The sequence below is a fragment of the Tunturiibacter empetritectus genome (assembly GCF_014201375.1).
Taxonomy (GTDB): Bacteria; Acidobacteriota; Terriglobia; order Terriglobales; family Acidobacteriaceae; genus Edaphobacter; species Edaphobacter lichenicola_D.
This window is the reverse complement of record NZ_JACHDZ010000007.1, coordinates 104659-128522: the sequence shown is the minus strand read 5'-3', so window position 1 is coordinate 128522 and position 23864 is coordinate 104659. Positions and strand designations below refer to the sequence as shown.

Below are 23864 nucleotides of genomic sequence, written 5' to 3'. Positions count from 1 at the left end.
CTATGTCAGCCAGAGCACATAGGAGTACACTAGAAAATGTCCCACGTTCGCGAGCTTCGGTTCTTTGCGCGCTCTTGGAAGGAAAACGATGGCGCCTGCGAAGCTTTTACTAGTCGACGACGACGAGATGATTCGGATAACTCTCAGCATCATTCTGAGGAAACACGGCTTTGACGTAACCGTCGCCTCAACCGTGACCGAAGCTCTCAAGCACATCAGCTCCGAGCTCTTCGACGTCCTTCTCAGCGACCTTCATATGCCCGGTGCGGGAGACGGCCTCACTGTCGTCAGCGCCATGCGTCATGCCAACCCAAAAGCCGTCACCATCCTGCTCAGTTCGTTCCCCCATATGGACGCCGCGGCCCAGGCGATCCTGCTCCAGACCGACGAGATTCTCGTCAAGCCAATGGACGTAAACATGCTGGTGGATGCCATCAAACAGCGGCTCGCCGCCGGCCCCACTCGTGCCCGCATCGTCGAAAGTGTCGCCACCATTCTCGAACGCTCCGCCGACAGTACCATCAGCGACTGGTACGAACTCGTACAAAAAGAAGAGCTGTTGATGACAATTCCAATGACGTTCCAACTACGCTCCGGCCATCTCCCTCAGGTCTTTCAGGATCTCGTCCTGCGTCTCCGTTCCTCAAAGGTCCTTGGCAGCAAAGAGCTCCTCTCGACAGCAGCCGCAGAGCACGGTACCGCCCGTCGCAAACAGGGCTATACCGCTGCCATGATGGTCGAGGAGTCGCGCATCCTCCAGGTCAGCGTCTTCAACACCCTACAGAAAAACCTCGCGAACATTGACTTCAGCGTAGTGCTGATCGGAGTCATGACCATCGCCGACGAGATCGATTCACAACTAGGTCAGGCGATGAAGAGTTACCTCGCTGAATCAATCGTCGACGCGCTTCCCGCGTAGGCCACCCGGTCGTTACGGCTCTCCCTCGGAGCCCCCATCGCCACCAGCAACACCGCCCCCGCATACAGCAACGTATCCCAAACGTAGTTCGCGCCCTCCAACACCGCCGCCGCCCCAGACGAGCTCAGCAGAATCGGCAGATAAAGAAACAGCGTAAGCAGAGTCATCACCAAACCCACCGCCGTCGCCCCGGTGCGGCAATATCTCCGAATCAATATCGCCACTCCGCCCCCAATACAAACGAGCCCCGTCAGTAACGCCCACACATGAGGCCCCGGCACCCACGGCGGCGTCAACTTACTCAAAGGCACCCCCGGCGCAAACTGCGGATACAGTATCTGCTCCACGCCATACACCATCAACACAGCAGCAACAATCACCCGCCCAATCCACACCAATGCATTCTCCGCACGATCCCCTGACTCTCGAATCCCCGACCCACTCCCCAAAGATCCCACAAGCGCCAGCGCTCCCGCACCAAAACTAAGATCCCGGAACGCCACATTCCAGATGATCCTGTCGTGCACCTGCGCCACCGCATTCGGCACATGGATCATCAGCACAAATAGAAGAAACATGATCGCAAGCAGCGTCGCAGTCGAACGAACACGTATCCCAAGCGCCAGACTAAAAGCCGCAGCAATCAACGCAACGCCTACGAAGTACACCCAGAACAAACGCACCGGCATCCACACAGGAACAGCCCCAATGATCACCCGACCGAGGGCCAGATGCTCCACCCCAAAGGCCGCCAACGGTGCCGCAAACAACACTCTCGCAGCAGCAACAAGCTTGTCCAGCCCCGCAGCCGCCCGCAACTCTCTTCTCGCAGCAACCAACCCAATAACAAGAACGACTACTCCCGCAGCACATATCCAGGCATTAGAACTCGGCGGCACAAACACCTCTTCCCTATCCAAATTTCAGAGCACTATCGAATCTTCTTCCAAAGCAGATCTTCGTTGTTCCTGCGATCGATCATCATGTCCACATGCCCCGAAGCATCCCGATGAAACAGCCGACGCCCCTCCACTCCCGCGCGAAAAAACATATCCGGAGACTCGGGCAAAAGTTGATAAGGCTTTCCCGAGTTACGCTGCGCATACAGCTCACCACCCTGCCGCGTCACCGTGGCCACATTTCCAGGAGCCAACTCATAAACACCCACATAGTCGTTCAGCATCGCCTCCGCAACCGCTCCTGCAGCCGGGTCTTCGTAGTACCGCAACGTCTGGCTCGCAACAATCTGCCACGCCTGATTCCGATACAACCAAGTATCCGTCGAGTGATAGCGAGCATGCAGCTCCCGCCCAAACACCGTCTCCACCTCGTCGCAGTCGTAACTCAGCACCGCAACATTCGCCGCAAACCGCGACTTCGGATGCACCACCAGAATCGTACCGCTATAGCCCGCAGGCAACGGCTGCAAATCTTCCATCAACGCAGGCTTATCCATCGCCCTGCCCTTCTCGTCGAAGAACATCGCATCGTCCGCCACATACCTCTTCCATGGCGCCTGATTCCCAGGGCCAACTGCATCGTATAGTTCCTGCGTTCGCTGAACCAGCTCCACCTCTGTAATCTTCGCTATATCCACTCCACGTGCCGCCGGGCACACGCAGACAGCCACGGCCAACGAAGCAATCAGACCTCGCTTCATGTCACTCTCCTTCAGACAACACCCATCCAACTCTGGTTGATAAGTACGCCGCCCAAAGCTCAGAGTTCCCTCTGCAAATAGATCGACCTACTGGCCGTAAAGCCGATACCGACTCCAGTACGTCCCGTTACTCCAATCGATCCGGGTCCCATCCCTGCTTATCGTCCCGGAGATCCTCGTCCCCTGCCAGTTCGTCGTCACACTCCACTTGCCGTCGAACGATCCAGTCGCCCTGTCCCCATTCTCGTTCTGCAGAGTCAGATTTCCCCGTCGCTGCTGAATCGAGCACTGCAACGATCGATTACCATTCGGATACCAGTTTCCATTCAGGTTGGGCGTTCGATACCGGCCACCGCCACCGCCTCCGTAACATCTGGCCCAAAACGTCCCATTCGACCAGTTGATCTGCCGGCCGTCTCCACTGAGCGTACCCGTCACAAACTGCCACTCCGGCGCGACAATCTGATTATTCCCCTGCAGATTCCCAATCGAGGTGCTTCCACTCTCATTCGTCAGATTCAGCATCGGCCCATTGCTGCTGATCGAAGCCTGCTTCGAAGGATCGCCCTGCGCGCACCACGCCCCCAGAAACCCCGCCGACCCCTGCTGGTTATTCCTTCGCTCCTGATCCTGCTGTTGCTGCCTCTGCTGCGGCACATCCGTCGGCGGCCCCTGCGGAATCTGCGAGTCCGACGGCATCGGCGGCATGCTCGGCGGCGGCGGCGGCCCCTGCGGAATCTGAGGCACCTGCGGCGGCGCGGGCATCAGCTGAGCCATCCCAACAGCAGAGAAGACAATGCCAATCAGCAACCCATACAAAGCTGCTCTCTCAAAGCGAACTGGACTCATCACGGCTCTCCTCCTTGCTCGAAGGCGTAGCCATTATCCTCCCGAATCGCACTCCGGCAAATCAGAACCTGCAAGGCTGTCTGTCACCGCGCTTCAGGTTGACAGGCAGTCCAAAACTATTCGCGCCCCGGCCACTCACTTCGGACGAATAGCCATCCTCGGTAGCGAGAGCAGCTTCCCCGCCAGCATCGACAGCCGCTGAATAGGCTCTGCCAGCTCCTCCGCCAGCGTCTTCGCGTCCAGAGGGGGCTCGCCCGCACCCGCCAGATAAACAATATTCGTAATGCTCTGCAACGGATTGTTGATCCGGTGTGCAAGCTCATTGGCCATTCCCGCAGCCGCGGCATGGATGGCCTGCTCCATTAGCAGCTTCTGCTGCCGCTGCTGTCTCACCCCCATCGCTGCGAAGTTCGCCAGCATCTGCATCATGCGAAGATCGTTCCCATCAAACGCCTCGCCCCGGCCATGCGCCATGATCCAGATCGTTCCGCGCGTCTCCTCCACCTCCCACGGCAGCAGAATGCCATCGGTCACCGTAGGCGCCTCAATCCCCATCAGGTCGAAGAACCGCTGCGTCACGCGAAACAGTTGTGGTCGCCCGCGCTCCAGGCAGATCCCACACGCACTTGGACTTCGCGGTAGCGTCGCATTCAGAAAACCCGCATACTCCCCCGCCGTCGCCACCCACTCATAGAACTCCGCGTCGGTCTTATTCTCGCGCTCGATGCTGATCCCCGAGCTGTCAGCGCCGCACAGCTCCACTGCCGCATTCACCAGCTCCTGCAGAATCGTGTCAGGGCTCTCCAAAAAGGCACGCGCCAGCCGATGCATCCCCTCCATCTGCATCGCAACATCGCGCTCATGCAGCCGTCTGCTCCCAAACGAAGCGTCCTCGAAGAGGTCGACTACCTCTAGACCAGTGTCCACTGCCGTCGAAGTAAACGCGCTCATCTCAAACCCTTCCTGTCCCAGTGGGCCCATATGTCAGATATCAGACATAATCACAACCATATTAATCAGTTCGCTCGAAACCTGAGCACCAATCATACTGTTTGGGAAGGTAGTGGAGATAGTACTCCACATCCCACAAAAAAACTTACGAAAAAATCTTCCCCAGCGTGGCGTATTTTCGGGAGCTAACAATCACGCAGCAAAATCACCACATCCTCCACGCATTCCACCACATCTTCACCACCAAAACACCACGTCCAAAACATGCTTTTTCCCAAACCACCCCTCAAAAACGCCCATAAAGCGCAGTTTCCCTCAGCCCGCCGCGCCGTCATTTTTTTCTGGAAAACCTACCGCCGAACCGTCTCGATCGACACCGGAACCTGCTCCACAATCTCGATCCCGAACCCTTGCAGCGCCGGCACATGCGTCGGTGTATTGGTCAGAAGCCGAATCTTGTGAATCCCCAGATCCGACAGAATCTGCCCGCCTAGCCCCACCTGCCGCAGCGTTCTATGCGCCCGGTCCTCGCTTCCCTCCCGAGCCCGCTGCTCCCGATGCAGCACAATCCGCGCCGGCGTAACTCCCCTGTCCACGCCGAAACCCGCGCTCCCATTGTGCAGATACACCAGAGCCCCCTTGCCAGCCTGCGCAATCATCTTCAAGGACTCCTCCACCACCGCCCTGCAATCGCACAGCGTCGTAGCAAAAACATCCCCCGCCAGGCAGTGCGTATGCACCCGCACCGGCACCGGCTCCTTGCCACTCACATCGCCAAACACCAGCGCAATATGCGACTCCCCACCATCCACCTCGCTCTCATAGGCGATCATGCGAAACTCCCCATGCGCCGTAGGCATCACCGACTCCGCCACCCGATGGATGTACCGCTCATTCTGTAACCGGTAACGGATCAAATCCGCCACCGTCACCATCTTCAGCCCATGCTCCGCGCAGAACTTCACCAGGTCCGGCACCCGCGCCATCGTGCCGTCGTCGTTCATAATCTCGCAGATCACCCCAGCAGTCACCAGCCCAGCCATCCGCGCCAGATCCACCGAAGCCTCCGTCTGCCCTGCCCGCACCAGCACGCCACCCTTGCGCGCCCGCAGCGGAAACACATGCCCCGGCCGCGCCAGATCATGCGCCGTAGACCGAGGATCGATCGCCACCTTGATCGTATGCGCCCTGTCCGCAGCCGAGATCCCCGTCGTCACACCCTCGCGCGCCTCGATGCTCTCCGTAAACGCAGTCCCGAACCGCGACGTATTCTCCTGTGTCATCGGCCCGAGCCGCAGATAGTCCGCACGCTCCTCAGTGAGCGTCAGGCAGATCAACCCGCGGCCATACTTCGCCATAAAGTTGATCGCCTCCGGCGTGACAAACTCCGCAGCCAGCGTCAGGTCGCCCTCGTTCTCGCGGTCCTCGTCATCCACCACGATCACCATCCGGCCCGCCTTGATCTCCGCTACCGCCTCCGCCACGTCAGCAAACATAGTCCCCGCCTTCCACCTGCAACTCTTTCGACGCATCCCATCTTACGTCCGTCGCAAAAAAGAAACGCCACCCGCAACGGGCAGCGTCCTCTTTTTACAATCGAATGACAAAATTCAAACAAACACTTACAGCGTGGACTCGATCTCGAATCCCCATGCCTCAAGCAGAGCCTCAGGAATGTACTTCGAGTTCTTGTTTCTGCGGGCCCACTCACGAAGCCGGGTCGAGCGAATGTACTGGTCGGGCGTGAGCTTGAACTCCTTCACAACCTGCTCGAACGATGTTACCGTTGGAACAACCGGCCCGATCGGCTCAGGCTTGCCCCAGTTGGGATTTCCACGACGCTTTGCCATATCTTTTTCAGTACCTCTTCAATATTTGATTCCGCACTTCGCGTTAGAAGCTCTGGAAATAAACGCAACCTTCATTCTAAGGCATTTACACGGCAAAAGCAAGCCTGCCGCATGCATTCGCCATGCCAAAACCCCTGTCTCTCAAAGGGTTAGCGCTGCTGAGCCAACCCATAAAACTTCGCCAGATCGGCCTTCATCTCCTTCAACGCATCCACATTCAGATAGACCATGTGTCCCGCCGGATAGTAACCAAACTGCACGTTATTTACCAGTTTCTCCGGCAGATCCATATGACTCAGGTCGTACTCCGTTGAAAAAAACGGCGTAGCCAGGTCAAAGTAGCCGTTCGCTGAAAACACCCGAAGCTTAGGATTCTTCCGCATCGCATCCGCCAGATCCACCGCAACATCAGGCGCAGTCTGCTCCCCCGCCCTCCCGGGTCCTGCGCCCGGAGCCTTGTGCTTGAAGTCCCAGCCCTCATTCAGTCCAGGCCCCGAGGTGTAGTAAGGCTCCTGGCTAAAATACTTCAGCTCCTTCTGAACGTACTCATGAAACGCCCCGACATACACCCCGCTGATCCCCGTGTCCGAAGGGTCATAACCCGGATTCTCCCCCGCCGAATCCGGATCCCATCCCATAAACCGTGCATCGTACCGGCCCAAAGTCCGCTGGTCCTCGCGCAGCAACTCCTTGCGAAACCGTGTCGCCGAAACATGTAGCTTCGCCTCCTTCACATACTCCACGCTCAGCCCCGTAATCGCTGCGATCTTCACCGCCATCGCATCGAACTCCGCCGCCGGCAACTTGTCCCCCTGCTGCAACGCCTCCGCATAAGGCCCCCGCGCAAACACTCTCGCCTGCTCCACCCAATCAGCCAGACTCAGCGTCGTCTTCACCTTCTTATAGTGATAAGCGATCGCAGCGAACGAAGGCATATACCCGATCGCCTCATAGTCCAACCCAGGACTACGCCGGTTGTAGTTCAAAATCGACGACAGCAGAGTCACACCATTGAACTCGATCCCATCGTTCTCGAGCGCGCTTACCAGCCCCGCCGACCGCGTCGTCCCATACGACTCTCCAAACAAAAACTTGGGAGAGTTCCATCGCTGATTCGCCGTAATGTACCGAACGATAAACTTCTTGAACGCCGTAATATCCTGATCGGTCCCAGCGAAGTCCTTCACCATCCCCTTCCCCACGGCACGCGAATACCCCGTCAGAGGCGCATCGATAAATACCAGGTCGCTCTTGTCCAGCAGGCTGTACTGATTCTGCACCCACTCAAACGGCGCAGGTCCCGTAGCCTCCGGACTCTGCGTCACCACGCGTATCGGCCCAAACGATCCCATATGCAGCCAGATCGTCGCCGCACCCGGCCCACCGTTATAGAAAAAAGTCACCGGCCGGCTCTTCGCCTCCACCCCATCCTCCGTGTAGGCCACATAGAAGATGCTCCCATTCGCTTTATCCTGATCGTCCCGTATCAGCAGATTTCCCGCGGTCGCAGTGTAGTGAACCAACCGCCCGCCCGCAGCCCACTCATGCTTGGTCACCGAACTCGTCTCTGCAGGAATAGGCACACTCGCCTCTTCCTTCTTCGCGTCCGCATCACCCGCAGCCTTCGCCTTGCTCTCCGGCGTCTGCGAAAGCGCAGGCACCGATATCAACACCATCCCCAATACAACAGCGCATGGTATTCGAGATACCAGCAAAAACTTCGAAGCCTCAGCCTGAGTCAACTCACGTCTCCGGGTGCGCTATCAATCTGCACGGTCCAAAAATAAATTGCAGCTTTGCGGACGCGATCATCATACCTTCTCGACCGCCCTCACAAAGCTGCAATTCTTCCTGCACGGAGCTAATACTTCGGTGTTATTACGCCGTATCAAGATGAAACGGCGTAGTGTATCTCTCCACCGGATACCCCTTCGCCTTCCACGCATCCAGCCCGCCCTTCAAAAATTTGATCTTCGTAAAGTTCAGCGCCAAAGCTCTCTCAAGGATCATCCGGCTCGTGCTCTGGCTCACGCAGGTGCAGTAGATCACCGAGTCCTTTTCCTTAGGAATCAGCGTAGCCTGCTCCAGCACCTCCTTCGGCGGGATCCTCTTCGCTCCAGGAATAATCTCCGAGTGCGCCAGCAGGTCAAGCGGCTGACGAACATCGAACAGCAGAATCTCCGAATTCTTTTCGAGCAGATCGTAAAGCGCATCCGCTTCGATGCTGTGCTCCTCCAATTCACGCCTCCGCCGCAGTTGCCTGATCCGTAGGAAGCCGAACAACAGAACGAAGAACCCAACCACGCAAATCGCAATCAGATACATACTGCCTCCTCCACCGCGCCCTTTAGTATTATCTGATCATTTCGTTGCCGCAAAAGATGCGGGAAATTCCAGCCGGGCCTTTACCCCAACAGCTCCTCCAGAGAACCGCATCTATCTCCATCAACCCGCACAGGCCGACAGCTTCTCTTTCACCAGAGAAAGTGCGTGGCTGGCAGCAGATGCGAAGGCCCCCGCCGTCGCAGGGTCAGACACAGCCTTCGACTCCCAGTTGATCGTCACGCAGAAGTACACCCACCGTTCGTCAAACAACATCGCCCCCGGTGCGCAAAGTGCGTGAAACCCCGGAACGTCGATACTTCCACCCTTCACAAACGCGCTGACTCCCAAGGGTAGCGGCAGCAGCCAGATCGCGTCCCCCAACGAAAGAATCCTGCGAAACTCATTCAGCGTCTCTTTATTTTTGAAGAATCTCCCCTGCATAGCTCGCGAGTAGTACGACACAAAATCATCGGCAGAACAAGCCATCGTCTGCACATCGTTCATCGGCAGGTTCACCATCGATGCATTCGCCGCCGCTCCCAACTCCTCCCAGCTAAAACTCTTGTAGTCCTTAGCCCCCAGCAGATATCCGAAGAGCGACCGCGTGCTCTCAGGGATCATGCAGCTCTTCAATCCCACCGAAGCAACAAACTCCCGAACCCTCTCCGGGCCAACATGCTTCAAACACATATCTGTTCCCGTGTTGTCGCTATGCATGATCATGGCCTCCAGCGCAGTCCTCTCCGAGACCTTCCCGATCAGGTTCGGCGGGTTGAACATCGCGCTGTCTAACGTCCACACACTTGCATCCAGACTCAGCTGTTGAGACTTCAACGTCTGCACCACCTCCGGCGCGTCCGCCTGCCGCAACGCCTCACACAGAATGAAAGTTTTAATCGCGCTCCCCGCAAACAACGTCTTCGCAGAGTTCGACTCCACCAGAAACTCCGGCTTCCCATTCGCCGCCGGAGCATAGATCTTAACCGCCACCTCTCCCGGAAGCCCTTTGAACAAAGAGAGAATCGCATCCGGCGAAGTCTTATCCTCCACAGCCATCGCAGGCCGCGCCAGTTGCATCGTCCCGACCGCCGCTGCACTCTTCACCAGAAACTCCCGCCGCGAATTCAACATAATCCTCCTTCCCACTCGCACCGCGAGTGCCTATCTGGATCTGAAAATTTGACAACATTTGGATTCGGGATACATGGTACTCTCTCTCTGATTTCGGACCACAAATTATGGCCGCTACAAAGCTCAGCGTCATATCCTTCCTCATCGGACTCACGATTCCAACCATCTTCGCGAACCCAGCCTCGGCCCTCTCGCAACAAGCTCCACCCGCCGCATCGTCCGCGCAGAGCAAGAAACCGGACCCACAAGCAAATCCCAAACAGCCGCTCCCCAATCCAGACTTCTTCGGCATTTATCACGCTGGAGACGGAGTTGCGCCTCCGAAGCTCATCTTCTCCGTCGAGCCAGAGTTCTCCGAGAAGGCGAGAAAGAAAAAAATTCATGGCAACTGCGTTGTCTCTCTAATCGTCCGCACCGACGGCACCACTACCGATATACACGTTGCGAAGTCGATCGCTGATACCGTGCCCATGAAGGAACGAGAAGCAGCCCTCACCCTCGATGAAAATGCTGTCAGAGTCGTACCACAGTATCGGTTCACTCCCGCAACCTACCGCGGTACACCTGTTCCGTATCGGATGACGGTCGAAGTTAACTTCATGATTTTCTAGCTCCTTCTCACGAACCTGTAACTCCATTTCAGGACTCAAGCTGTCCACCTCGAGTTCCTCACAAGTCACTTCGCCCTCACGCGAAGATTATGCGAAACTCGATCTAGCTGATGAACCTTACCTCCCTGCTCCACAAAACCTTCGGCCACGAATCCTTCCGTGCCAATCAAGAAGCCGTCTGCCGAGCCGCCACCGACGGTCGTGACGTCCTTCTCGTCATGCCCACCGGAGCAGGAAAATCCCTCTGTTACCAGCTTCCCGCCATCGCCCGCGGGGGCACCGCCCTCGTCATCTCCCCCCTCATCGCCCTCATGGACGACCAGGCCACTAAGCTCACCGCCGCCGGCCTCCGCGTCGCCCGTATCCACTCCGGCCTCTCCCGCGACGAAGCCCGTCAAGCCTGCCGCGACTACCTCGACGGCACCCTTCAGTTCCTCTTCATCGCACCCGAGCGCATGCGCGTCCCCAACTTCCCCGAGATGCTCGCCCGCCGCAAGCCATCCCTCATCGCAATAGACGAGGCCCACTGCATCTCCGCCTGGGGCCACGACTTTCGCCCCGACTACCGCACCCTCGGCGACTTCCTCCCTGCCCTTCGCCCTGCCCCCGTCATCGCCCTCACCGCCACAGCCACGCCCACCGTTCAACGCGACATCATCACTCAACTCAAACTCACCCAACCCGACCTCTTCATCCACGGCTTCCGCCGCCACAACCTCGCCATCGAAGTCGTCGAACTCTCCAAGCCCCGCCGCAACGACTTCACCGCCAATCTCCTCAAAGAAAAATCCAACCGTCCCGCCATCGTCTACGCACCCTCGCGCAAAGCCGCCGAAGAACTCGCCTCCACACTAGGCGGATCTGCCGCCGCCTACCACGCAGGCCTCGACCCTGCCACACGCGAGCGCGTCCAACGCCACTTTCTCTCAGGCAACCTCGAAGTAGTCGTCGCCACCATCGCCTTCGGCATGGGCATCGACAAAGCCGACGTCCGCACCGTTGTCCACACCGCACTCCCCGGCTCCGTCGAGCAGTACTACCAGGAGATAGGCCGCGCCGGACGCGATGGCCAGCCTTCGAGAACCGTGCTCCTCCACTCCTTTGCCGACCGCAAGATGCACGACTTCTTCCTTGAGCGCGACTACCCCGCCATCACCGATCTCACCCGCGTCGCCGCCCTCCTCTCCGACGACTACCAGATGCCCGACCTCCTCCGCCAACGCCTAAAAATGGATGCCGAGACCTTCGACAAAGCCGTCGAAAAGCTCATCGCTCAGGGCGCAGCCAACATCGACATGGCCGGGAACGTCCGCGCCGCCGAAGACGCTCCCCGCAGCGCCGCCTGGCGCAAAGGCTACGACGACCAGATCAACTTCCGCCGCTCCCAGATCGACCGCATGGTCCAGTTCGCCGAATCCGCCCAGTGCCGCATGGCCGCCCTCATCCAACACTTCGGCGACACCGCCGACGGCCTCCGTCCCTGCGGCCACTGCGACTTCTGCTCACCGCAGAGCGCAACCGCCCAAACCTTCCGCCCGCCCACCGCAGAAGAAGAGCGTCAACTCCGCGCCATCGTCTGCGCACTCGACGGACAGACCCGTGCCACCGGAAAACTCCACACCGAACTCTCCACCGGCCCCTTACGCAACACGCCGGCCGCCGACCGCAAAGTCTTCGACACTCTCCTCGATGCCCTCACCCGCTCCGGTCTCATCACACTCAACACCGACCAGTGGACCAACCCCGAAGGCAACGTAATCACCTACAAAAAAGCCTCACTCACCCACGAAGGCCGCACCCTCACCGGCCCCCTGCCACCCGACCTCCTCCTCAAAGAGACCACCGCATCCATTACCTCCTCGTCCCGCACCCGCTTCCGCAGCGGCAAAAGCAACGTCCCCAACACCGGCCCCCGCCCTCGCAAAACCTCCCTCAAAGCCGGACGCGACCAAACCACCGCAACCTACACCCCGGCGCAAAAAATCCTCGAGTCTAACCTCCGCGACTGGCGCAAAGCCGAAGCCGCCAAAACCGGCAAACCGGCCTTCATGGTCTTCTCCGACGCTGTCCTCAACGCGATAGTCCTCACTCGCCCCACCACCCTTCCATCACTCTTGCAACTCCCAGGAATCGGCCCACGCATCGCCGACACACACGGCGCCACAATCATCGCTCTCTGCCGCTCCGAAGCAGCCACTAAAGCGGCTACAGACAGCGGCATCCTTGATTCCTCCAATCCCCGCAGCTCGTCTGCTGTTCTTGTCCCTCACTCCTTCAAAGAATCGTCATCTCGACCGAACCCTGAGCGAGCGAAGCGAGTCGAAGGGGGAGTGGAGAGCCCCCCGCATTTTGTTTTGAGCGGCACAACCTCTACCGCCACCGAAACCTTCCATCGCCAACGCACCACCCCAGAACCCACCGACTCCCTCACGCCCAAGCAGCAGCAACTCGACGAGCGCCTCCGCGAGTGGCGCAAATCCGAGTCCGAACGCCTCGGCCTCCCTCTCTTCTTCGTTCTCGCCTCCACCACCCTCCGCAACATCGTCCTCGCTCACCCCCAAAACCTCACGCAGTTAAAATCCGTCCATGGTCTCGGCCTCGACAAGATCGAAAAGTTCGGCCCCGGAATCCTCTCTGTCTGCACGACCTGAAAATACTGGAAAAAATAACCGGACTCTGCCGTCACATATTGTGCTCTATGGCACCCTGTCTTAAGCCGCGAAAGCCGTCGCACGGAGGCGCCAATGTCATCAACAACCACAGTAAGACGCATCAGCCCCATGCTCGCCGTCGCCGACATGGATGAGACTCTCGCGTTCTACCGCGACGTCCTCGGCTTCACCCTCACCATGCACTCCCCTGAGTACTCCATCGTCGAACGAGACGGCCAAACCATTCACCTCCAAAAGGCAGCCTCCGACGAGGTCATGCAATGCGTTCGCGGCCACACCGAGATCTATCTCGAGGTCTCCAACATCCACCCGCTCTGGGAGCATGTAAAGACCCTCAAAGACCGCTACCGCATCCGAGACCTCTTCGACCGCGACTACGGCATGACCGAGTTTCATATCTCCGACCCGAACGATTGCCTCGTCTTCGTTGGCGAACCCAGCTCCAGATAACAATTGCTGGCGACAACGCAGGTTCGTTGGAAAAATGAATGACTATTCATTTCACCCTTCCCTGTGCTAACGTCCGAAGCACAGGTCGATCTATGAGCGAAGACACAACCCTCCCCGACGACGCCCGCCACACCCCCGTCTCCATGGACGGCAACCCGACCATCGACGAGCGCGCTAACCACTGCTTCGGCTGCGGCCCCGCCAATCCTCAGGGCCTCCATCTCCGCTTCACCACCGACACCTCCAACCCCCAGGCCATCACCGCAACCTGCCACTTCCAGCTCGACCGCATGCACGAGGGCCCTCCGGGCCACATCCACGGAGGCATCGTAGCCGCACTCCTCGACGAGGCCATGAGCAAGCTCAACCGCCCCCTCAACGTCCTCGCCATGACCCGTCACATGGAGATCGACTATCTCCGCCCCGTACCGCTCTACAAGCCGTTAGTCCTCATAGGCCGCCATCTCAGCCGCCCAGAAAAGGACGACGGCACCCCCGGGCGCAAGCTTTTCCACCAGGGCGAGATCCAGCTCCCGGACGGCACAGTCCTGGCCCGCAGCAAGGGCCTCTTCATAGCAATTGACGAAAAGCTCCTAGCCGCAGGCCTGGCAGCCCAAGCCGAAACCTAACAGTCCAAGTCGGCCAACGGCCGAACCTGAAGCAGTTGAACTACCAAGACCGGTACACCCGCCACGAAGTGGCCGCTCTCCGCGCAGGAGGCCCGTCCGGCAGGACAACATTTACCCAGCCTCACCCCAGTACCCCTGATCCTCCAGAAAGTACTCCTCATCCCACGTATGCACCATCGTCTTAAAGAACATCCAAACCATCCGCCAGTGTCCCAGCTTCTGAAACCGCCGGTTCGTCGTCAGCACCCGCCCCCGCACAATCCGAAACCGCTGCCGCGCCACGCCCTTCGACAGCAGATAGTCCTCCGCAAACAGAGCCCGCTCATTGAACCCACCCAGCGCCCAAAAAACCTCGCGGTCAAACAGCATAAACATCCCCGTAGCGAACGGCTTCGTAAACGACCCCACCCTCTGCATCAGGTTATTTCCCGCATACAGCAGATCGTCGAATAGACTCCCCTGCCGGCAGGCAATATTCGTCGTAGCCAGGTGCAATCCCCGCCGCTCCATCCGCCAAAGCGCCCGGCGCAACAGCGTAGGCTCAGGCAGCTCCACATCCGCATCTAGAAACAGCACATACTTCGTAGTCGCCAGCTTAGCTCCGGCATTCCGCCCAACCGAAGGCAGCCCACCCTTCACCACCTCCACCGCCAGCCGGTCGCGAAAGCCCAGCGCCACCTCCACCGTCCCGTCAGTCGAACCCGCATCCGCCACCAGCACCCGCGTCTGCGCCATCCCCGTATAGTCCTGTCGGCAAAGAGATTCCAGCAGTTTAGGCAACATCGCCACTTCGTTCTTCGCAGGAATCACAATCGTCAGTTCACCAACCATGCAGAGGCCTCCGTCGAGGCCCACACACCGCCCCGTAAGCGCAGCTTGAGCCCGCAACCCTGTTGTCCTGATAAATTGCAGTTGAATTTTCAGTCAAATCCACCCCCACCGCCCCAAACTAGACAACACCGCCGACGAACTAAGATCGCGCTAAGACCAAGCTAAGATCGATCACATGCCAACCTCCCCAGCCCTCCATCTAAACCTATGGAAGCAGCAACTCGGAGTGGTGCCCGACTCCGTCTGGCAACAAACCGAGATCGAAACCCTGGTTCTAGCCGACAACGTCCTCACCCAAATCTCCGGAGAAATCCGCCGTCTTACCAAGCTTCGCATGCTCGATCTAGGCCACAACCAACTCAGCCAAGTGCCCCGCGAGATCGGCGACCTACCCAGCCTCACCGACTTTCTCTACCTTCACGACAATCGCATAAGTTCGCTGCCCGACTCCTTCGCCAGCCTGACGCACCTGCGCTACCTCAATCTGAGCGAGAACGCATTTCATGTCCTGCCAGAGTGCGTCACCGGAATGTCTCGCCTGCAGGAGCTTCGCATCTCCGACAACTCACTCGAGTCCTTGCCCGTCTCCATCGAACGCCTCTCCCATCTCCGCGAGCTCCACCTCAGAAACAATAAGCTGAGCACGCTGCCTGACTCCATCAGCCTGATGCACGAGCTCCGTCAGATCGATCTCCGCAGCAATCCGCTCACCAAGCTGCCCGCTGCCATTGCCCAACTCCCTCGACTAGAGAAATTGGATCTACGCTGGGTCACGACGCTGAAAGAGTGTGCATGGATAGCAGATCTCGAAGCACGAGGCTGCGCGGTATACCGTTAGACGCGCTGAGACTGATCGGCTAACCGCATCGTCCTGCCGGACGGGCCTCCTGCGCGGAGGGCGGTCACTTCGTGACGCGTATATCGGTCTCGGCAGGATCAGCACCATAGATCCTCCCGCTGGTCTGCCCGAGCATCGCGAGGACCCAAGCCGCTCATCCCACCCAAACAAGGTACACGCGTCACGAAGTGACCGCTCCGCGCGTAGCGGGCCCGTCCGGCAGGACTCCAAAGCTGCTAAACTTAGAATCCTCGCGGACAATCCCGCAGCATCGTGCGCCCACCGCCGCGCACCGCCACAAGAAACCGCGCATCGCCCAAGAAACAAGGAGACACCATGGCAGACCACACCACCAACGGCAACTTCGGCTCCCCGTCCCTCCGCCTCAAGCTCGGCCTCGCCGAGATGCTAAAAGGCGGCGTCATCATGGACGTCATGAACGTCGAACAGGCCCGCATCGCCGAAGAGGCCGGAGCCATCTCCGTCATGGCACTCGAGCGCGTCCCCGCAATGATCCGCGCCGAAGGCGGCGTCGCCCGCATGGCCAGCCCCAAACTCATCAAGCAGATCATCGCCGCCGTCTCCATCCCCGTCATGGCCAAGGCCCGCATCGGCCACTTCGCCGAAGCCCAGGTCCTCCAGCATCTCGGCGTAGACTTCATCGACGAGTCCGAAGTCCTCACCCCCGCCGACGAAACCTACCACATCGACAAGCACGCCTTCACGACGCCCTTCGTCTGCGGCGCACGCAACCTCGGCGAAGCCCTCCGCCGCATCGCCGAAGGCGCAGCCATGATCCGCACCAAAGGCGAGCCTGGCACCGGCGACGTCGTCCACGCAGTCCAACACATGCGCCAGATCGTCCGCGAGATCAAAGCCCTCACCGTCCTCGGCGACGAAGAACTCTATAACGCAGCCAAGGTCCACAGCGCCCCCTACGAGCTCGTCCGCATGGTCGCCAAAGCCGGCAAGCTCCCCGTCCCCAACTTCTCCGCAGGCGGCATCGCCACTCCAGCCGACGCAGCCCTCATGATGCAGCTAGGCGCCGAGACCGTCTTCGTTGGCTCAGGAATCTTCATGAAGGAGCGCGCCACTCCGCTCGACGTCGAGAACGACCCGAAGGAGCGCGAAGAGGCTGTCAGCCGCGCCCGCGCCATCGTCATCGCCACCACTCACTTCAACGACCCCAAGATCGTAGCCGAAGCCAGCGAAGCGGTCATAGGCTCCATGAAGGGTCTAGCAGCAGCAGCCATCGAAGAGCAGGACCTGATGCAAACAAGAGGCTGGTAAATAGTCTCCCCCGACCAACGGGAGGACCACGCGAAGCGGTATACACGCCACGAAGTGGCCGCCCCACGCGTAGTGGGCCCATCCGGCAGGACAAGCTCTTTACTGAAAGTTCCTAATCGGCTCCCAGGGCAAAACCACAATCGTCTTCCCCTGCCAGTACCCCATCACCCCACGCGACAGAATCCTGCCACTGGTCTCCATTTCGACAGAAAAACGATGTTCCGCCATAAACTGACTCGCCCCTGCCGCAGTCGGAAACACCACGAACTCCTCAGGATGCTCCGCAACATCACGCCGCAGACTAGCCTGCACTGCGGCCGCATCTTCCGGCGGCGTCGCAGCCACGATCCGTCTCTCAGCCACAGCGTCCGGTCGAACCAGCGGCGCAACCGACGCCTCGGCGGACAGACCCATCAGCAAAAACACGACGCACGAACTAACCATGGCCCGAGGAACTCGCACCCCTTATCTATAGCGAAACAGCCTCCCCGCGGCCATCCCCCAAACGATGCATCCCACGCCAGATCTTCACTTGGCTAATCCATCCGCTCTAGAACGCCCAACGCTGTCCTGCCGGACAAGTCTTTCAGAGAAACTGAAATCCCGATGTTTCTCCAGGAATGGCAGTTAATGAGAGTGGTTGATCACACATGGGATGCAATCGCATCACCCGTGAGGACCGGAGCGGCCTTGGACTGCGGACGCGCCAGCCAATACAAAGCGACCACGTGCGTGATCATCAGCAGAGGCACGTACAGAATCGGGATGGCATAGGTGGAGCCCAACTCTCCAGCCATCGCAGGAAGGCCGAGCCGGACAGCGTGGTAGTAGGCGAGGAAGAGATCGCTCACGCCCACGAGATTGAAGGCAACGATGAACAGCCAAAACAATGGGCGCACCCTTGCCGTGAGAAGCGCCAGCAGGGCCAGCACTCCAGTCGCAAAGTCGCCATAGGCGGTGTACGTAGTAAAGCCAGAGGGCAGATGACCGACAACGCCTGGGAGGAGAAAGACGAGGCCGAAAAAGCGGAAGCTATGCAGAGTCGCGATGGCCCGGTGCGCTTCAAACCGCTCCATCGACCTGAGTCTGGGCAGGATGTACACGCTGAAACAAAGCAACCACGCAACATAACCTAAAACGAGATGGATTTGGAAGATAGTTTGTGGCGACATTTGGTGCCTCCTGCCACATGGGATTATAGACGTCATCCTATGGACTCAGAATTTCTTCGAACGATCTGCGGGATTGGTTGAGCTGTGAGATGATCGCCGACATCTTATAATGCGTCATGCGCTATCGGCCAGAGCACAAAGGCGAAGTCCATCAGAAGATTGTCAAAGACGCCTCACGCCGCGTTCGCACCGAAGGAATCACCGGCGCCGCGGTTTCAGCCGTGATGAGAGATGCCGGCCTGACCCACGGAGGCTTCTACAAGCACTTCGGAAGCAAGGACGAACTGCTGATGGAGTCGGTGACCGAGGCATTCCAGGAAACGGCCGACCGTCTTGCTCACGTCGCGAAGCAGTCCAAACCCGGAACAGCGTGGAAGGCGATTGTGAAGGCATACCTGAGTCTGGAGTTTTGCAATCATCCGGAGTATGGGTGTCCGATGACGGCTCTTGCGCCTGAGTTGGCGCGGGCCGATAAGGCGATGAAGGCCCCGATCCTTGGGGAACTAGTGAAATACAAGAGTCGAATGCTTCCGTTTATGCCAGGCCGGCGAACTGCGGACAAGGAGCGAGCTTTCTTTTCCATCTTTTCAACCATGATCGGAGCCATTGAAATCGCTCGCATGCTGCCGGAGCCCGCGATGCGCGAGAAAGTGCTGGCGAGCGCAAGAGAGTTTCTCCTACAAAGCTTTTGAGTTTTGGGGTCGACTTGGCAGTGCCAGACGCCAAACGTAAGTACCCCGAAGAATATGCCGGGAAAACCAACTGTCAAGCCCCAACTCCCCATAAACCCTTCGATAACCGACAGTTACGCCTGGCGTATCGAGGCGATCCAATCCTTTATACTTAAGACAGGCAAGTATCTCAGTCACGACCGTGCAGAAAGGAACGATAGCCTCCCACAGCAATCTAACTCCTTCCGCAAGAATACTTTGCCAGCAAGTCTTTTCGTTATAATACTTTGCAATTTCGATCAGACCTTAAGTCATTCATAACAGATACTTTATACATAAGATCCAGGGGGAGGGAGACATGACACAGCAACCAGCACCGCCACATCTACCCACCCTCGGCATCCTGGCCCTCCAGGGCGCCTATGAGGCCCATGCCCGGACCCTGGCCACCCTCGGCGTCACCACAAGGCTCATCCGAACCCCCGACCAGCTCCTCACCCCCGACGGCCACCCCAGCATCGACGGCCTCATCATACCCGGCGGCGAGTCCACCACCATGCTCAAATTCCTCGAGCGCAACGGCTTCCTCGACTCCCTCACCACCCTTGTCCGCACCCTCCCCACCTTCGGCACCTGCGCCGGAGCCATCCTCCTCGCCAACGACGTCCAGAATCCTGCTCAGATCTCCCTCGCCGCCCTCGACATCACCGTCGAGCGCAACGCCTACGGCCGTCAGTTGGACTCCACCATTCTCACCGCCCCTACCAAACTGCCCGGCGGGCCCCTCGAGATGGTCTTCATCCGCGCCCCCCGCATCACCCGCACCGGACCCCAAGTCGAAACCCTCGCCACCCGTGACGACTTCCCCGTCCTCGTCCGCCAGGGTCATCTCCTCGCCGCAACCTTCCACCCTGAGCTCGGCCACGACCCCCGCGTCCACCAGTTCTTCCTGGACCTCGTCTCCTCGACCTTGTCCAAAGCCATCTCAGACGTTGGCTCCTTTGAAAACACAAGTCCCTGAAATCAGACCCCAAAGCCGCTAACGGATCCCGCATCTAGGCCAAATCTTTACGATTTCTTTACGCCGTCGTAACTAACATTCGTATATGAGTTCCAGCCCCGTCCAGACGGATGTCCTCAAGAACGGAAGATCCGAAGGTCAGTTCCTTCTCTTCACCGGCAAAAAAACGCAGCTAGACAGCATAGCCAATGCAGTCGACACCAAAGTCGACGTAGACATGCTCGCCCCTCTTCTGGTCGGAATGGCTGCAGCCATAGTCTTCGTCATCCTCTACGCCTTCCTCCTCGGCAAGCTAGGCTGAGGCACTCTCTCCTCTCACCTCGCGGACAAGATATCCTGCATAGGTGATCTGCTCCCGCCTTACGAGCGCCTGCCTTCCCAGCCTCTGGCTCGATCGCGCCGCAATCCGCAGCCCATGGCTGTTACCCAGAGACGCCAGCGCCCACGGCCTCGCCCTTGATCACCACCTGCTCCTCAACCTCTGGATCGCCCTCGCTCTCCTCGCCCTCGCCCACCTCATCCTCCTCATCGGCCTCCTCGCCCGCCGCCATCCCGAACCAACGCGCCTCTGGCGCATCGAGTACCTTCCGCTCGCCGCCCTCGCCCTCCTCTTCGCCGCACTCACCCTCAAGGCCGAGCGCCTCTGGGCCTCCTCTCGCTATACCGGAGCTTCCCCCTCAGCCCTCCAGGTCGAGGTCACCGGAGTCCAGTTCGCCTGGTACTTCCGCTATCCCGGTCCCGACGCCACCTTCGGCCTCACCCACCCCAGCCTCGTAGCCCCCGGCGAAGGCAACCCCCTCGGCCTCAGTCCAACCGACCCGCACTCCGCCGACGACCTCGTCTCCTCCCAGCTCGTCCTCCCCGCCAACCGCGAGGTCGACCTCCGCCTCCGCGCCCAGGACGTCATCCACGGCTTCTCCATCCCCGAGATGCGCCTCAAGCAGAACGCCGTCCCCGGCCAGACCATCCACCTCCACTTCACTCCCACCGCCCCCGGCACCTACGCCATCCTCTGCACCCAGCTCTGCGGCCTCGGCCACTACCGCATGAACGCCACACTCCTCATCCTCCCCCCAGACCAATTCGCATCCTGGTTAGCCGCAAAACAAAAGGCAGCCCCATGACTCCCCCCTTCAACACCCCGCCAGCGCAGCCGCATTCCACAAGCGCCACAAGAAGAAGACTTTGCGCAGCCCTCTTCACGACCGATCACCGAGTCATCGGCATCCAGTACCTGGTCCTCGCGCTCCTCTCGGTAGTCATCGGCACCCTCCTCTCCCTTCTGATGCGTATCCACCTCGTCTGGCCCGACTGGCCTCTCCCCCTCCACGGCCCCATCCTCCCCGAAGACTACCTCGCGCTCGTCACTATCCACGGCACCATCATGCTCTTCTTCGTCCTCACCACCGCGCCCCAGGCCGGCTTCGGCAACCTCATCCTCCCCGCCCAGATCGGCGCTCGCAGCATGGCCTTCCCTGCCCTCAACGCCGCCAGCTTCTGGCTCACCGCCGCCGCGCTACTTACGCTCCTCAGCTCCACCTTAGTCCCCGGCGGAGCAGCCATCTCCGGCTGGACCGCCTACCCACCCCTCAGCGCAATCCCAAGCTCAGGCCCCGGCCAGGCCCTCGGCATGGACCTCTGGCTCACCAGCATCGGGCTCTTCGCCATAGCCTCCACCGCGAGCTCCATCAACACCCTCACCACCATCGTCCGCAATCGCTGCCACGGCATGACCTGGGAGCGTCTCCCCCTCACAGTCTGGGGATGGTTCACTGCCGCCCTGCTCAGCATCATCGCCTTCTCCGTCCTGCTCGCAGCCCTCCTGCTCCTCTTCTGCGACCGCCACGCCGGCACCAGCTTCTTCCTCCCCACCGGCGATCTGGTCAACGGCATCCTGCACCAGGGCGGCAACGGCAGCCCCCTCCTCTGGCTGCACCTCTTCTGGTTCTTCGGACACCCCGAGGTCTACATCGCCATCCTCCCCGGCATGGGCCTCACCTCCATGCTGCTCGCGAACTTCAGCCACCGCCGCGTCTTCGCCTATCGCACCATGATCACCACCACCCTCCTCATCGGCCTCCTCGGCATCCTGCTCTGGGGACACCACATGTTCGTAGCCGGCCTCAACCCCTTCGCCAGCTCCGCCTTCTCCATCTCCACCATGGCCATCGCGCTTCCGGCTGCAGCGAAAGTCCTAAGCTGGCTCGCCACCATCTGGCGCTCCCGGCCCAGCTACAAAACCCCAATGCTCTTCGCCCTCGGCTTCGTCAGCCTCTTCCTCACCGGAGGCCTCACCGGCCCCATCCTCGCCCAGCCCATACTCGACGAGTACCTCCACAACACCTTCTTCGTCGTCGCCCACTTCCACCTCATCATGGCGATGGCCGGCATCTTCGGCCTCTACGCCGCGACCTACTACTGGTTCCCCCTCCTCACCGCAACCAGCCACCACCCAGGCCGCCTCCTCTCAGAGCGCCTCGGCCACCTCCACTTCTGGTGCACCCTCCTCGGAGCCTACGCCGTCTTCCTTCCCATGCACCTCACCGGTCTCGCCGGCGAACCCCGCCACTACGCCCAGCTCACCGGAATTCCCGGCCCAGGCGGCTCCCTCAGTCCCGCCGGAGCTCTCCTCTCCCACACCCTCCCGCTCAACCGCTTCATCACCTACACCGCCCTCTTCCTTGCCACCGCGCAGCTGATCTTTCTCTTCAATCTCGCCCGCAGCCTGCGCAAAGGAAAGATTGCCTCGTCTAACCCATGGCAAGCCACCACGCTTGAATGGCACCCAACCATGAATCCTTTCCCCCCACTACCCGCATCCGATACACCAGACATCTCCGTACACCGTGCTCCATGCCAATATCAATCCAACCAGGTTGAAATTTCGTTCCTGCCACAATGGGCGCCCATCCCATTCGAGCAAGATGAAATCGAAGACGTCACAGACACAAAACCGGAGTAAGCTGTCCAATACGCGTGCACTCAGAGGGCAACTTCATGCCGGCAACCATCACTCCCAATAAAACCGAGCAGGAACGAAAACGCCGCGTAGAAGACCACGACAACGGCTCAGGCCGACGTCCACCAACCGACAAGCGCACCGGCGGCGGTGGAGACAACGACAACTGGAACGATCGCCCCAACGGTCGCCGCGGCCCCTATGAGCGCCTCCATCGCTACCGCATGGGCCTCTTCTTCGCCCTGGCCAGCGATCTCATGTTCTTCGTCGCCATCGTCAGCACCTTCTTCGTCAACCAGTCCACCGGCCACTTCGACGCCTACAACCACTACGTCAACGAGTGGCTCCCCACCACCATCCCGCCCATCCTCTGGCTCAACACCGCCGTGCTCATGCTCAGCTCCGCCGCCATCGAGTTCGCCCGTCGCAACATGTTCCGCGAGACCGACGTCATGGACGAGTGGCTGGGCCTGGGCAAGCCAATCACCCGCCGCGCCCTGCCCTGGCTCTCCGCTACCATTGCGCTCGGCATCCTCTTCCTCGTCGGTCAGTGGATCGCCTGGCGTCAGCTCGCCCTTCAGCACATCTTCTTCAAGACCAACCAAAGCAGCCACTTCTTCTATCTCATCACCGGCGTCCACGCGGTCCACCTCTTCCTCGGTATCGCGGGTCTCATCACCGCCTTCACCGGCCTTTACGTCTCCCGCCAGCTGGAAACCCGCCAGATCCTGGTCGACGGCGCAGCCTGGTACTGGCACGCGATGGGCCTCCTCTGGCTCTTCCTCTTCACCCTCCTCGTCTTCTTCCAATGAACCGCACCTCACGAAGAACTCTCATGGCATGTATTCTCTTCGCCGCGTCACTCACCCCCGCGCCAACCCTCGCCCAAGGCTGCACGCAATGCCAGGACAATACCGCCGCCACCCCTCCCAAAACCCAGGCCGCCTATCGCCACGCCATCATTCTGTTAACCGCAACGGCCAGCAGCCTCTTCGTTGGCTCCCTCTTCCTCTTCAAACGCCACCGCTAGCTCGA

The 23864-nt window shown here is 59.6% G+C and carries 26 protein-coding genes; 14 read left to right on the top strand and 12 right to left on the bottom strand.

Annotated elements, in window-relative coordinates; genetic code table 11:
* Window positions 1–88: 88 nt before the first annotated feature.
* Entirely contained in the window at window positions 89–919 is an 831-nt protein-coding gene (locus tag HDF10_RS18355) for a response regulator (RefSeq protein ID WP_183816004.1), read from the top strand.
* Here the strand turns inward: HDF10_RS18355 and HDF10_RS18350 are convergent.
* The 9 genes from HDF10_RS18350 to HDF10_RS18310 all read right to left on the bottom strand — a co-directional run bounded on the left by HDF10_RS18350 (window position 880) and on the right by HDF10_RS18310 (window position 9685).
* Complete coding sequence (locus tag HDF10_RS18350; protein WP_183816002.1) at window positions 880–1818, bottom strand: DoxX family membrane protein; 939 nt, start codon at window positions 1816–1818, stop codon at window positions 880–882. The two genes, HDF10_RS18355 and HDF10_RS18350, sit on opposite strands and share 40 nt — an antisense overlap.
* Before the next feature lie 32 nt (window positions 1819–1850).
* A complete protein-coding gene (locus tag HDF10_RS18345; protein ID WP_183816000.1) occupies window positions 1851–2579 on the bottom strand; it encodes a DUF4440 domain-containing protein in 729 nt (242 codons plus the stop codon).
* Between the two features lie 87 nt (window positions 2580–2666).
* Window positions 2667–3428, bottom strand: a complete 762-nt coding sequence (locus HDF10_RS18340; RefSeq protein WP_183815998.1) for a hypothetical protein — start codon at window positions 3426–3428, stop codon at window positions 2667–2669.
* A gap of 135 nt (window positions 3429–3563) precedes the next feature.
* Window positions 3564–4379 carry a GAF domain-containing protein gene (locus HDF10_RS18335; protein WP_183815996.1) on the bottom strand — a complete coding sequence of 272 codons (816 nt, stop codon included), beginning with the start codon at window positions 4377–4379 and terminating at the stop codon, window positions 3564–3566.
* 350 nt (window positions 4380–4729) lie between these two features.
* Complete coding sequence (gene ribB / locus HDF10_RS18330) at window positions 4730–5875, bottom strand: 3,4-dihydroxy-2-butanone-4-phosphate synthase (RefSeq protein ID WP_183815994.1); 1146 nt, start codon at window positions 5873–5875, stop codon at window positions 4730–4732.
* Between the two features lie 126 nt (window positions 5876–6001).
* Complete coding sequence (locus HDF10_RS18325) at window positions 6002–6229, bottom strand: hypothetical protein (RefSeq protein WP_020713518.1); 228 nt, start codon at window positions 6227–6229, stop codon at window positions 6002–6004.
* Between the two features lie 149 nt (window positions 6230–6378).
* Complete coding sequence (locus HDF10_RS18320; protein WP_260177989.1) at window positions 6379–7971, bottom strand: S10 family peptidase; 1593 nt, start codon at window positions 7969–7971, stop codon at window positions 6379–6381.
* Between the two features lie 136 nt (window positions 7972–8107).
* On the bottom strand, window positions 8108–8554 hold the full coding sequence (locus HDF10_RS18315; protein ID WP_183815992.1) for a rhodanese-like domain-containing protein: 447 nt from the start codon (window positions 8552–8554) through the stop codon (window positions 8108–8110).
* 120 nt (window positions 8555–8674) lie between these two features.
* Window positions 8675–9685, bottom strand: a complete 1011-nt coding sequence (locus HDF10_RS18310) for a serine hydrolase (protein ID WP_183815990.1) — start codon at window positions 9683–9685, stop codon at window positions 8675–8677.
* Window positions 9686–9792: 107 nt separating this feature from the next.
* Here HDF10_RS18310 and HDF10_RS18305 point away from each other — a divergent pair, with 107 nt between their 5' ends.
* From HDF10_RS18305 to HDF10_RS18290, 4 genes are all read left to right on the top strand, one after another.
* Entirely contained in the window at window positions 9793–10296 is a 504-nt protein-coding gene (locus HDF10_RS18305) for an energy transducer TonB (RefSeq protein ID WP_183815988.1), read from the top strand.
* A 110-nt stretch (window positions 10297–10406) separates the two neighbouring features.
* The gene (locus HDF10_RS18300; RefSeq protein WP_183815986.1) at window positions 10407–12947 is read left to right on the top strand and encodes a RecQ family ATP-dependent DNA helicase; all 2541 of its coding nucleotides are present in this window, start codon (window positions 10407–10409) and stop codon (window positions 12945–12947) included.
* 93 nt (window positions 12948–13040) lie between these two features.
* Window positions 13041–13418: a VOC family protein gene (locus tag HDF10_RS18295; protein WP_183815984.1), complete on the top strand. Its 378-nt coding sequence runs from the start codon at window positions 13041–13043 to the stop codon at window positions 13416–13418.
* Between the two features lie 92 nt (window positions 13419–13510).
* Window positions 13511–14047, top strand: a complete 537-nt coding sequence (locus HDF10_RS18290) for a PaaI family thioesterase (RefSeq protein ID WP_183815982.1) — start codon at window positions 13511–13513, stop codon at window positions 14045–14047.
* Window positions 14048–14158: 111 nt separating this feature from the next.
* Here HDF10_RS18290 and HDF10_RS18285 read toward each other — a convergent pair whose 3' ends face one another.
* Window positions 14159–14878 (bottom strand): glycosyltransferase, encoded by a 720-nt coding sequence (locus tag HDF10_RS18285; RefSeq protein ID WP_183815980.1) that lies wholly within the window; start codon window positions 14876–14878, stop codon window positions 14159–14161.
* A gap of 175 nt (window positions 14879–15053) precedes the next feature.
* Here HDF10_RS18285 and HDF10_RS18280 point away from each other — a divergent pair, with 175 nt between their 5' ends.
* Both HDF10_RS18280 and pdxS read left to right on the top strand, forming a co-directional pair.
* Window positions 15054–15716, top strand: coding sequence for a leucine-rich repeat domain-containing protein (locus HDF10_RS18280; RefSeq protein ID WP_183815978.1), 663 nt, complete (start codon window positions 15054–15056; stop codon window positions 15714–15716).
* A 336-nt stretch (window positions 15717–16052) separates the two neighbouring features.
* On the top strand, window positions 16053–17006 hold the full coding sequence (gene pdxS / locus HDF10_RS18275; RefSeq protein WP_183815976.1) for a pyridoxal 5'-phosphate synthase lyase subunit PdxS: 954 nt from the start codon (window positions 16053–16055) through the stop codon (window positions 17004–17006).
* 99 nt (window positions 17007–17105) lie between these two features.
* On the opposite strand, the gene HDF10_RS18270 is transcribed toward pdxS, so the two are convergent.
* Window positions 17106–17450 carry a hypothetical protein gene (locus tag HDF10_RS18270; protein ID WP_183815974.1) on the bottom strand — a complete coding sequence of 115 codons (345 nt, stop codon included), beginning with the start codon at window positions 17448–17450 and terminating at the stop codon, window positions 17106–17108.
* Between the two features lie 200 nt (window positions 17451–17650).
* On the bottom strand, window positions 17651–18178 hold the full coding sequence (locus HDF10_RS18265; RefSeq protein WP_183815972.1) for a hypothetical protein: 528 nt from the start codon (window positions 18176–18178) through the stop codon (window positions 17651–17653).
* A 116-nt stretch (window positions 18179–18294) separates the two neighbouring features.
* On the opposite strand from HDF10_RS18265, the gene HDF10_RS18260 reads away from it, so the two are divergent.
* From HDF10_RS18260 to HDF10_RS18230, 7 genes are all read left to right on the top strand, one after another.
* A complete protein-coding gene (locus HDF10_RS18260) occupies window positions 18295–18870 on the top strand; it encodes a TetR/AcrR family transcriptional regulator (protein WP_183815970.1) in 576 nt (191 codons plus the stop codon).
* 337 nt (window positions 18871–19207) lie between these two features.
* Window positions 19208–19870, top strand: a complete 663-nt coding sequence (gene pdxT, locus HDF10_RS18255; RefSeq protein ID WP_183815968.1) for a pyridoxal 5'-phosphate synthase glutaminase subunit PdxT — start codon at window positions 19208–19210, stop codon at window positions 19868–19870.
* Window positions 19871–19955: 85 nt separating this feature from the next.
* Window positions 19956–20171, top strand: coding sequence for a hypothetical protein (locus HDF10_RS18250; RefSeq protein WP_183815966.1), 216 nt, complete (start codon window positions 19956–19958; stop codon window positions 20169–20171).
* 43 nt (window positions 20172–20214) lie between these two features.
* Window positions 20215–20994, top strand: a complete 780-nt coding sequence (locus HDF10_RS18245; RefSeq protein WP_311732816.1) for a cupredoxin domain-containing protein — start codon at window positions 20215–20217, stop codon at window positions 20992–20994.
* Window positions 20991–22832 carry a cytochrome c oxidase subunit I gene (locus HDF10_RS18240; RefSeq protein ID WP_183815964.1) on the top strand — a complete coding sequence of 614 codons (1842 nt, stop codon included), beginning with the start codon at window positions 20991–20993 and terminating at the stop codon, window positions 22830–22832. Before HDF10_RS18245 ends, HDF10_RS18240 begins: the two co-directional genes overlap by 4 nt.
* A 35-nt stretch (window positions 22833–22867) precedes the next feature.
* Window positions 22868–23641, top strand: a complete 774-nt coding sequence (locus HDF10_RS18235) for a cytochrome c oxidase subunit 3 (protein WP_183815963.1) — start codon at window positions 22868–22870, stop codon at window positions 23639–23641.
* 23 nt (window positions 23642–23664) lie between these two features.
* Window positions 23665–23859, top strand: a complete 195-nt coding sequence (locus HDF10_RS18230) for a copper resistance protein CopC (protein ID WP_183815962.1) — start codon at window positions 23665–23667, stop codon at window positions 23857–23859.
* Window positions 23860–23864: the final 5 nt, after the last annotated feature.

What these genes read in the sequence shown, in the direction of transcription:
- ribB (WP_183815994.1), bottom strand. Translation starts at nt 5,875, where the DNA reads ATGTTTGCTGACGTGGCGGAGGCGGTAGCGGAGATCAAGGCGGGCCGG.
- HDF10_RS18265 (WP_183815972.1), bottom strand. Translation starts at nt 18,178, where the DNA reads ATGTCGCCACAAACTATCTTCCAAATCCATCTCGTTTTAGGTTATGTT.
- HDF10_RS18260 (WP_183815970.1), top strand. Translation starts at nt 18,295, where the DNA reads ATGCGCTATCGGCCAGAGCACAAAGGCGAAGTCCATCAGAAGATTGTC.
- HDF10_RS18270 (WP_183815974.1), bottom strand. Translation starts at nt 17,450, where the DNA reads ATGGTTAGTTCGTGCGTCGTGTTTTTGCTGATGGGTCTGTCCGCCGAG.
- HDF10_RS18250 (WP_183815966.1), top strand. Translation starts at nt 19,956, where the DNA reads ATGAGTTCCAGCCCCGTCCAGACGGATGTCCTCAAGAACGGAAGATCC.
- HDF10_RS18305 (WP_183815988.1), top strand. Translation starts at nt 9,793, where the DNA reads ATGGCCGCTACAAAGCTCAGCGTCATATCCTTCCTCATCGGACTCACG.
- HDF10_RS18230 (WP_183815962.1), top strand. Translation starts at nt 23,665, where the DNA reads ATGGCATGTATTCTCTTCGCCGCGTCACTCACCCCCGCGCCAACCCTC.
- HDF10_RS18290 (WP_183815982.1), top strand. Translation starts at nt 13,511, where the DNA reads ATGAGCGAAGACACAACCCTCCCCGACGACGCCCGCCACACCCCCGTC.
- HDF10_RS18300 (WP_183815986.1), top strand. Translation starts at nt 10,407, where the DNA reads ATGAACCTTACCTCCCTGCTCCACAAAACCTTCGGCCACGAATCCTTC.
- pdxS (WP_183815976.1), top strand. Translation starts at nt 16,053, where the DNA reads ATGGCAGACCACACCACCAACGGCAACTTCGGCTCCCCGTCCCTCCGC.
- pdxT (WP_183815968.1), top strand. Translation starts at nt 19,208, where the DNA reads ATGACACAGCAACCAGCACCGCCACATCTACCCACCCTCGGCATCCTG.
- HDF10_RS18315 (WP_183815992.1), bottom strand. Translation starts at nt 8,554, where the DNA reads ATGTATCTGATTGCGATTTGCGTGGTTGGGTTCTTCGTTCTGTTGTTC.
- HDF10_RS18325 (WP_020713518.1), bottom strand. Translation starts at nt 6,229, where the DNA reads ATGGCAAAGCGTCGTGGAAATCCCAACTGGGGCAAGCCTGAGCCGATC.
- HDF10_RS18280 (WP_183815978.1), top strand. Translation starts at nt 15,054, where the DNA reads ATGCCAACCTCCCCAGCCCTCCATCTAAACCTATGGAAGCAGCAACTC.
- HDF10_RS18345 (WP_183816000.1), bottom strand. Translation starts at nt 2,579, where the DNA reads ATGAAGCGAGGTCTGATTGCTTCGTTGGCCGTGGCTGTCTGCGTGTGC.
- HDF10_RS18240 (WP_183815964.1), top strand. Translation starts at nt 20,991, where the DNA reads ATGACTCCCCCCTTCAACACCCCGCCAGCGCAGCCGCATTCCACAAGC.
- HDF10_RS18340 (WP_183815998.1), bottom strand. Translation starts at nt 3,428, where the DNA reads ATGAGTCCAGTTCGCTTTGAGAGAGCAGCTTTGTATGGGTTGCTGATT.
- HDF10_RS18335 (WP_183815996.1), bottom strand. Translation starts at nt 4,379, where the DNA reads ATGAGCGCGTTTACTTCGACGGCAGTGGACACTGGTCTAGAGGTAGTC.
- HDF10_RS18295 (WP_183815984.1), top strand. Translation starts at nt 13,041, where the DNA reads ATGTCATCAACAACCACAGTAAGACGCATCAGCCCCATGCTCGCCGTC.
- HDF10_RS18285 (WP_183815980.1), bottom strand. Translation starts at nt 14,878, where the DNA reads ATGGTTGGTGAACTGACGATTGTGATTCCTGCGAAGAACGAAGTGGCG.
- HDF10_RS18355 (WP_183816004.1), top strand. Translation starts at nt 89, where the DNA reads ATGGCGCCTGCGAAGCTTTTACTAGTCGACGACGACGAGATGATTCGG.
- HDF10_RS18310 (WP_183815990.1), bottom strand. Translation starts at nt 9,685, where the DNA reads ATGTTGAATTCGCGGCGGGAGTTTCTGGTGAAGAGTGCAGCGGCGGTC.
- HDF10_RS18235 (WP_183815963.1), top strand. Translation starts at nt 22,868, where the DNA reads ATGCCGGCAACCATCACTCCCAATAAAACCGAGCAGGAACGAAAACGC.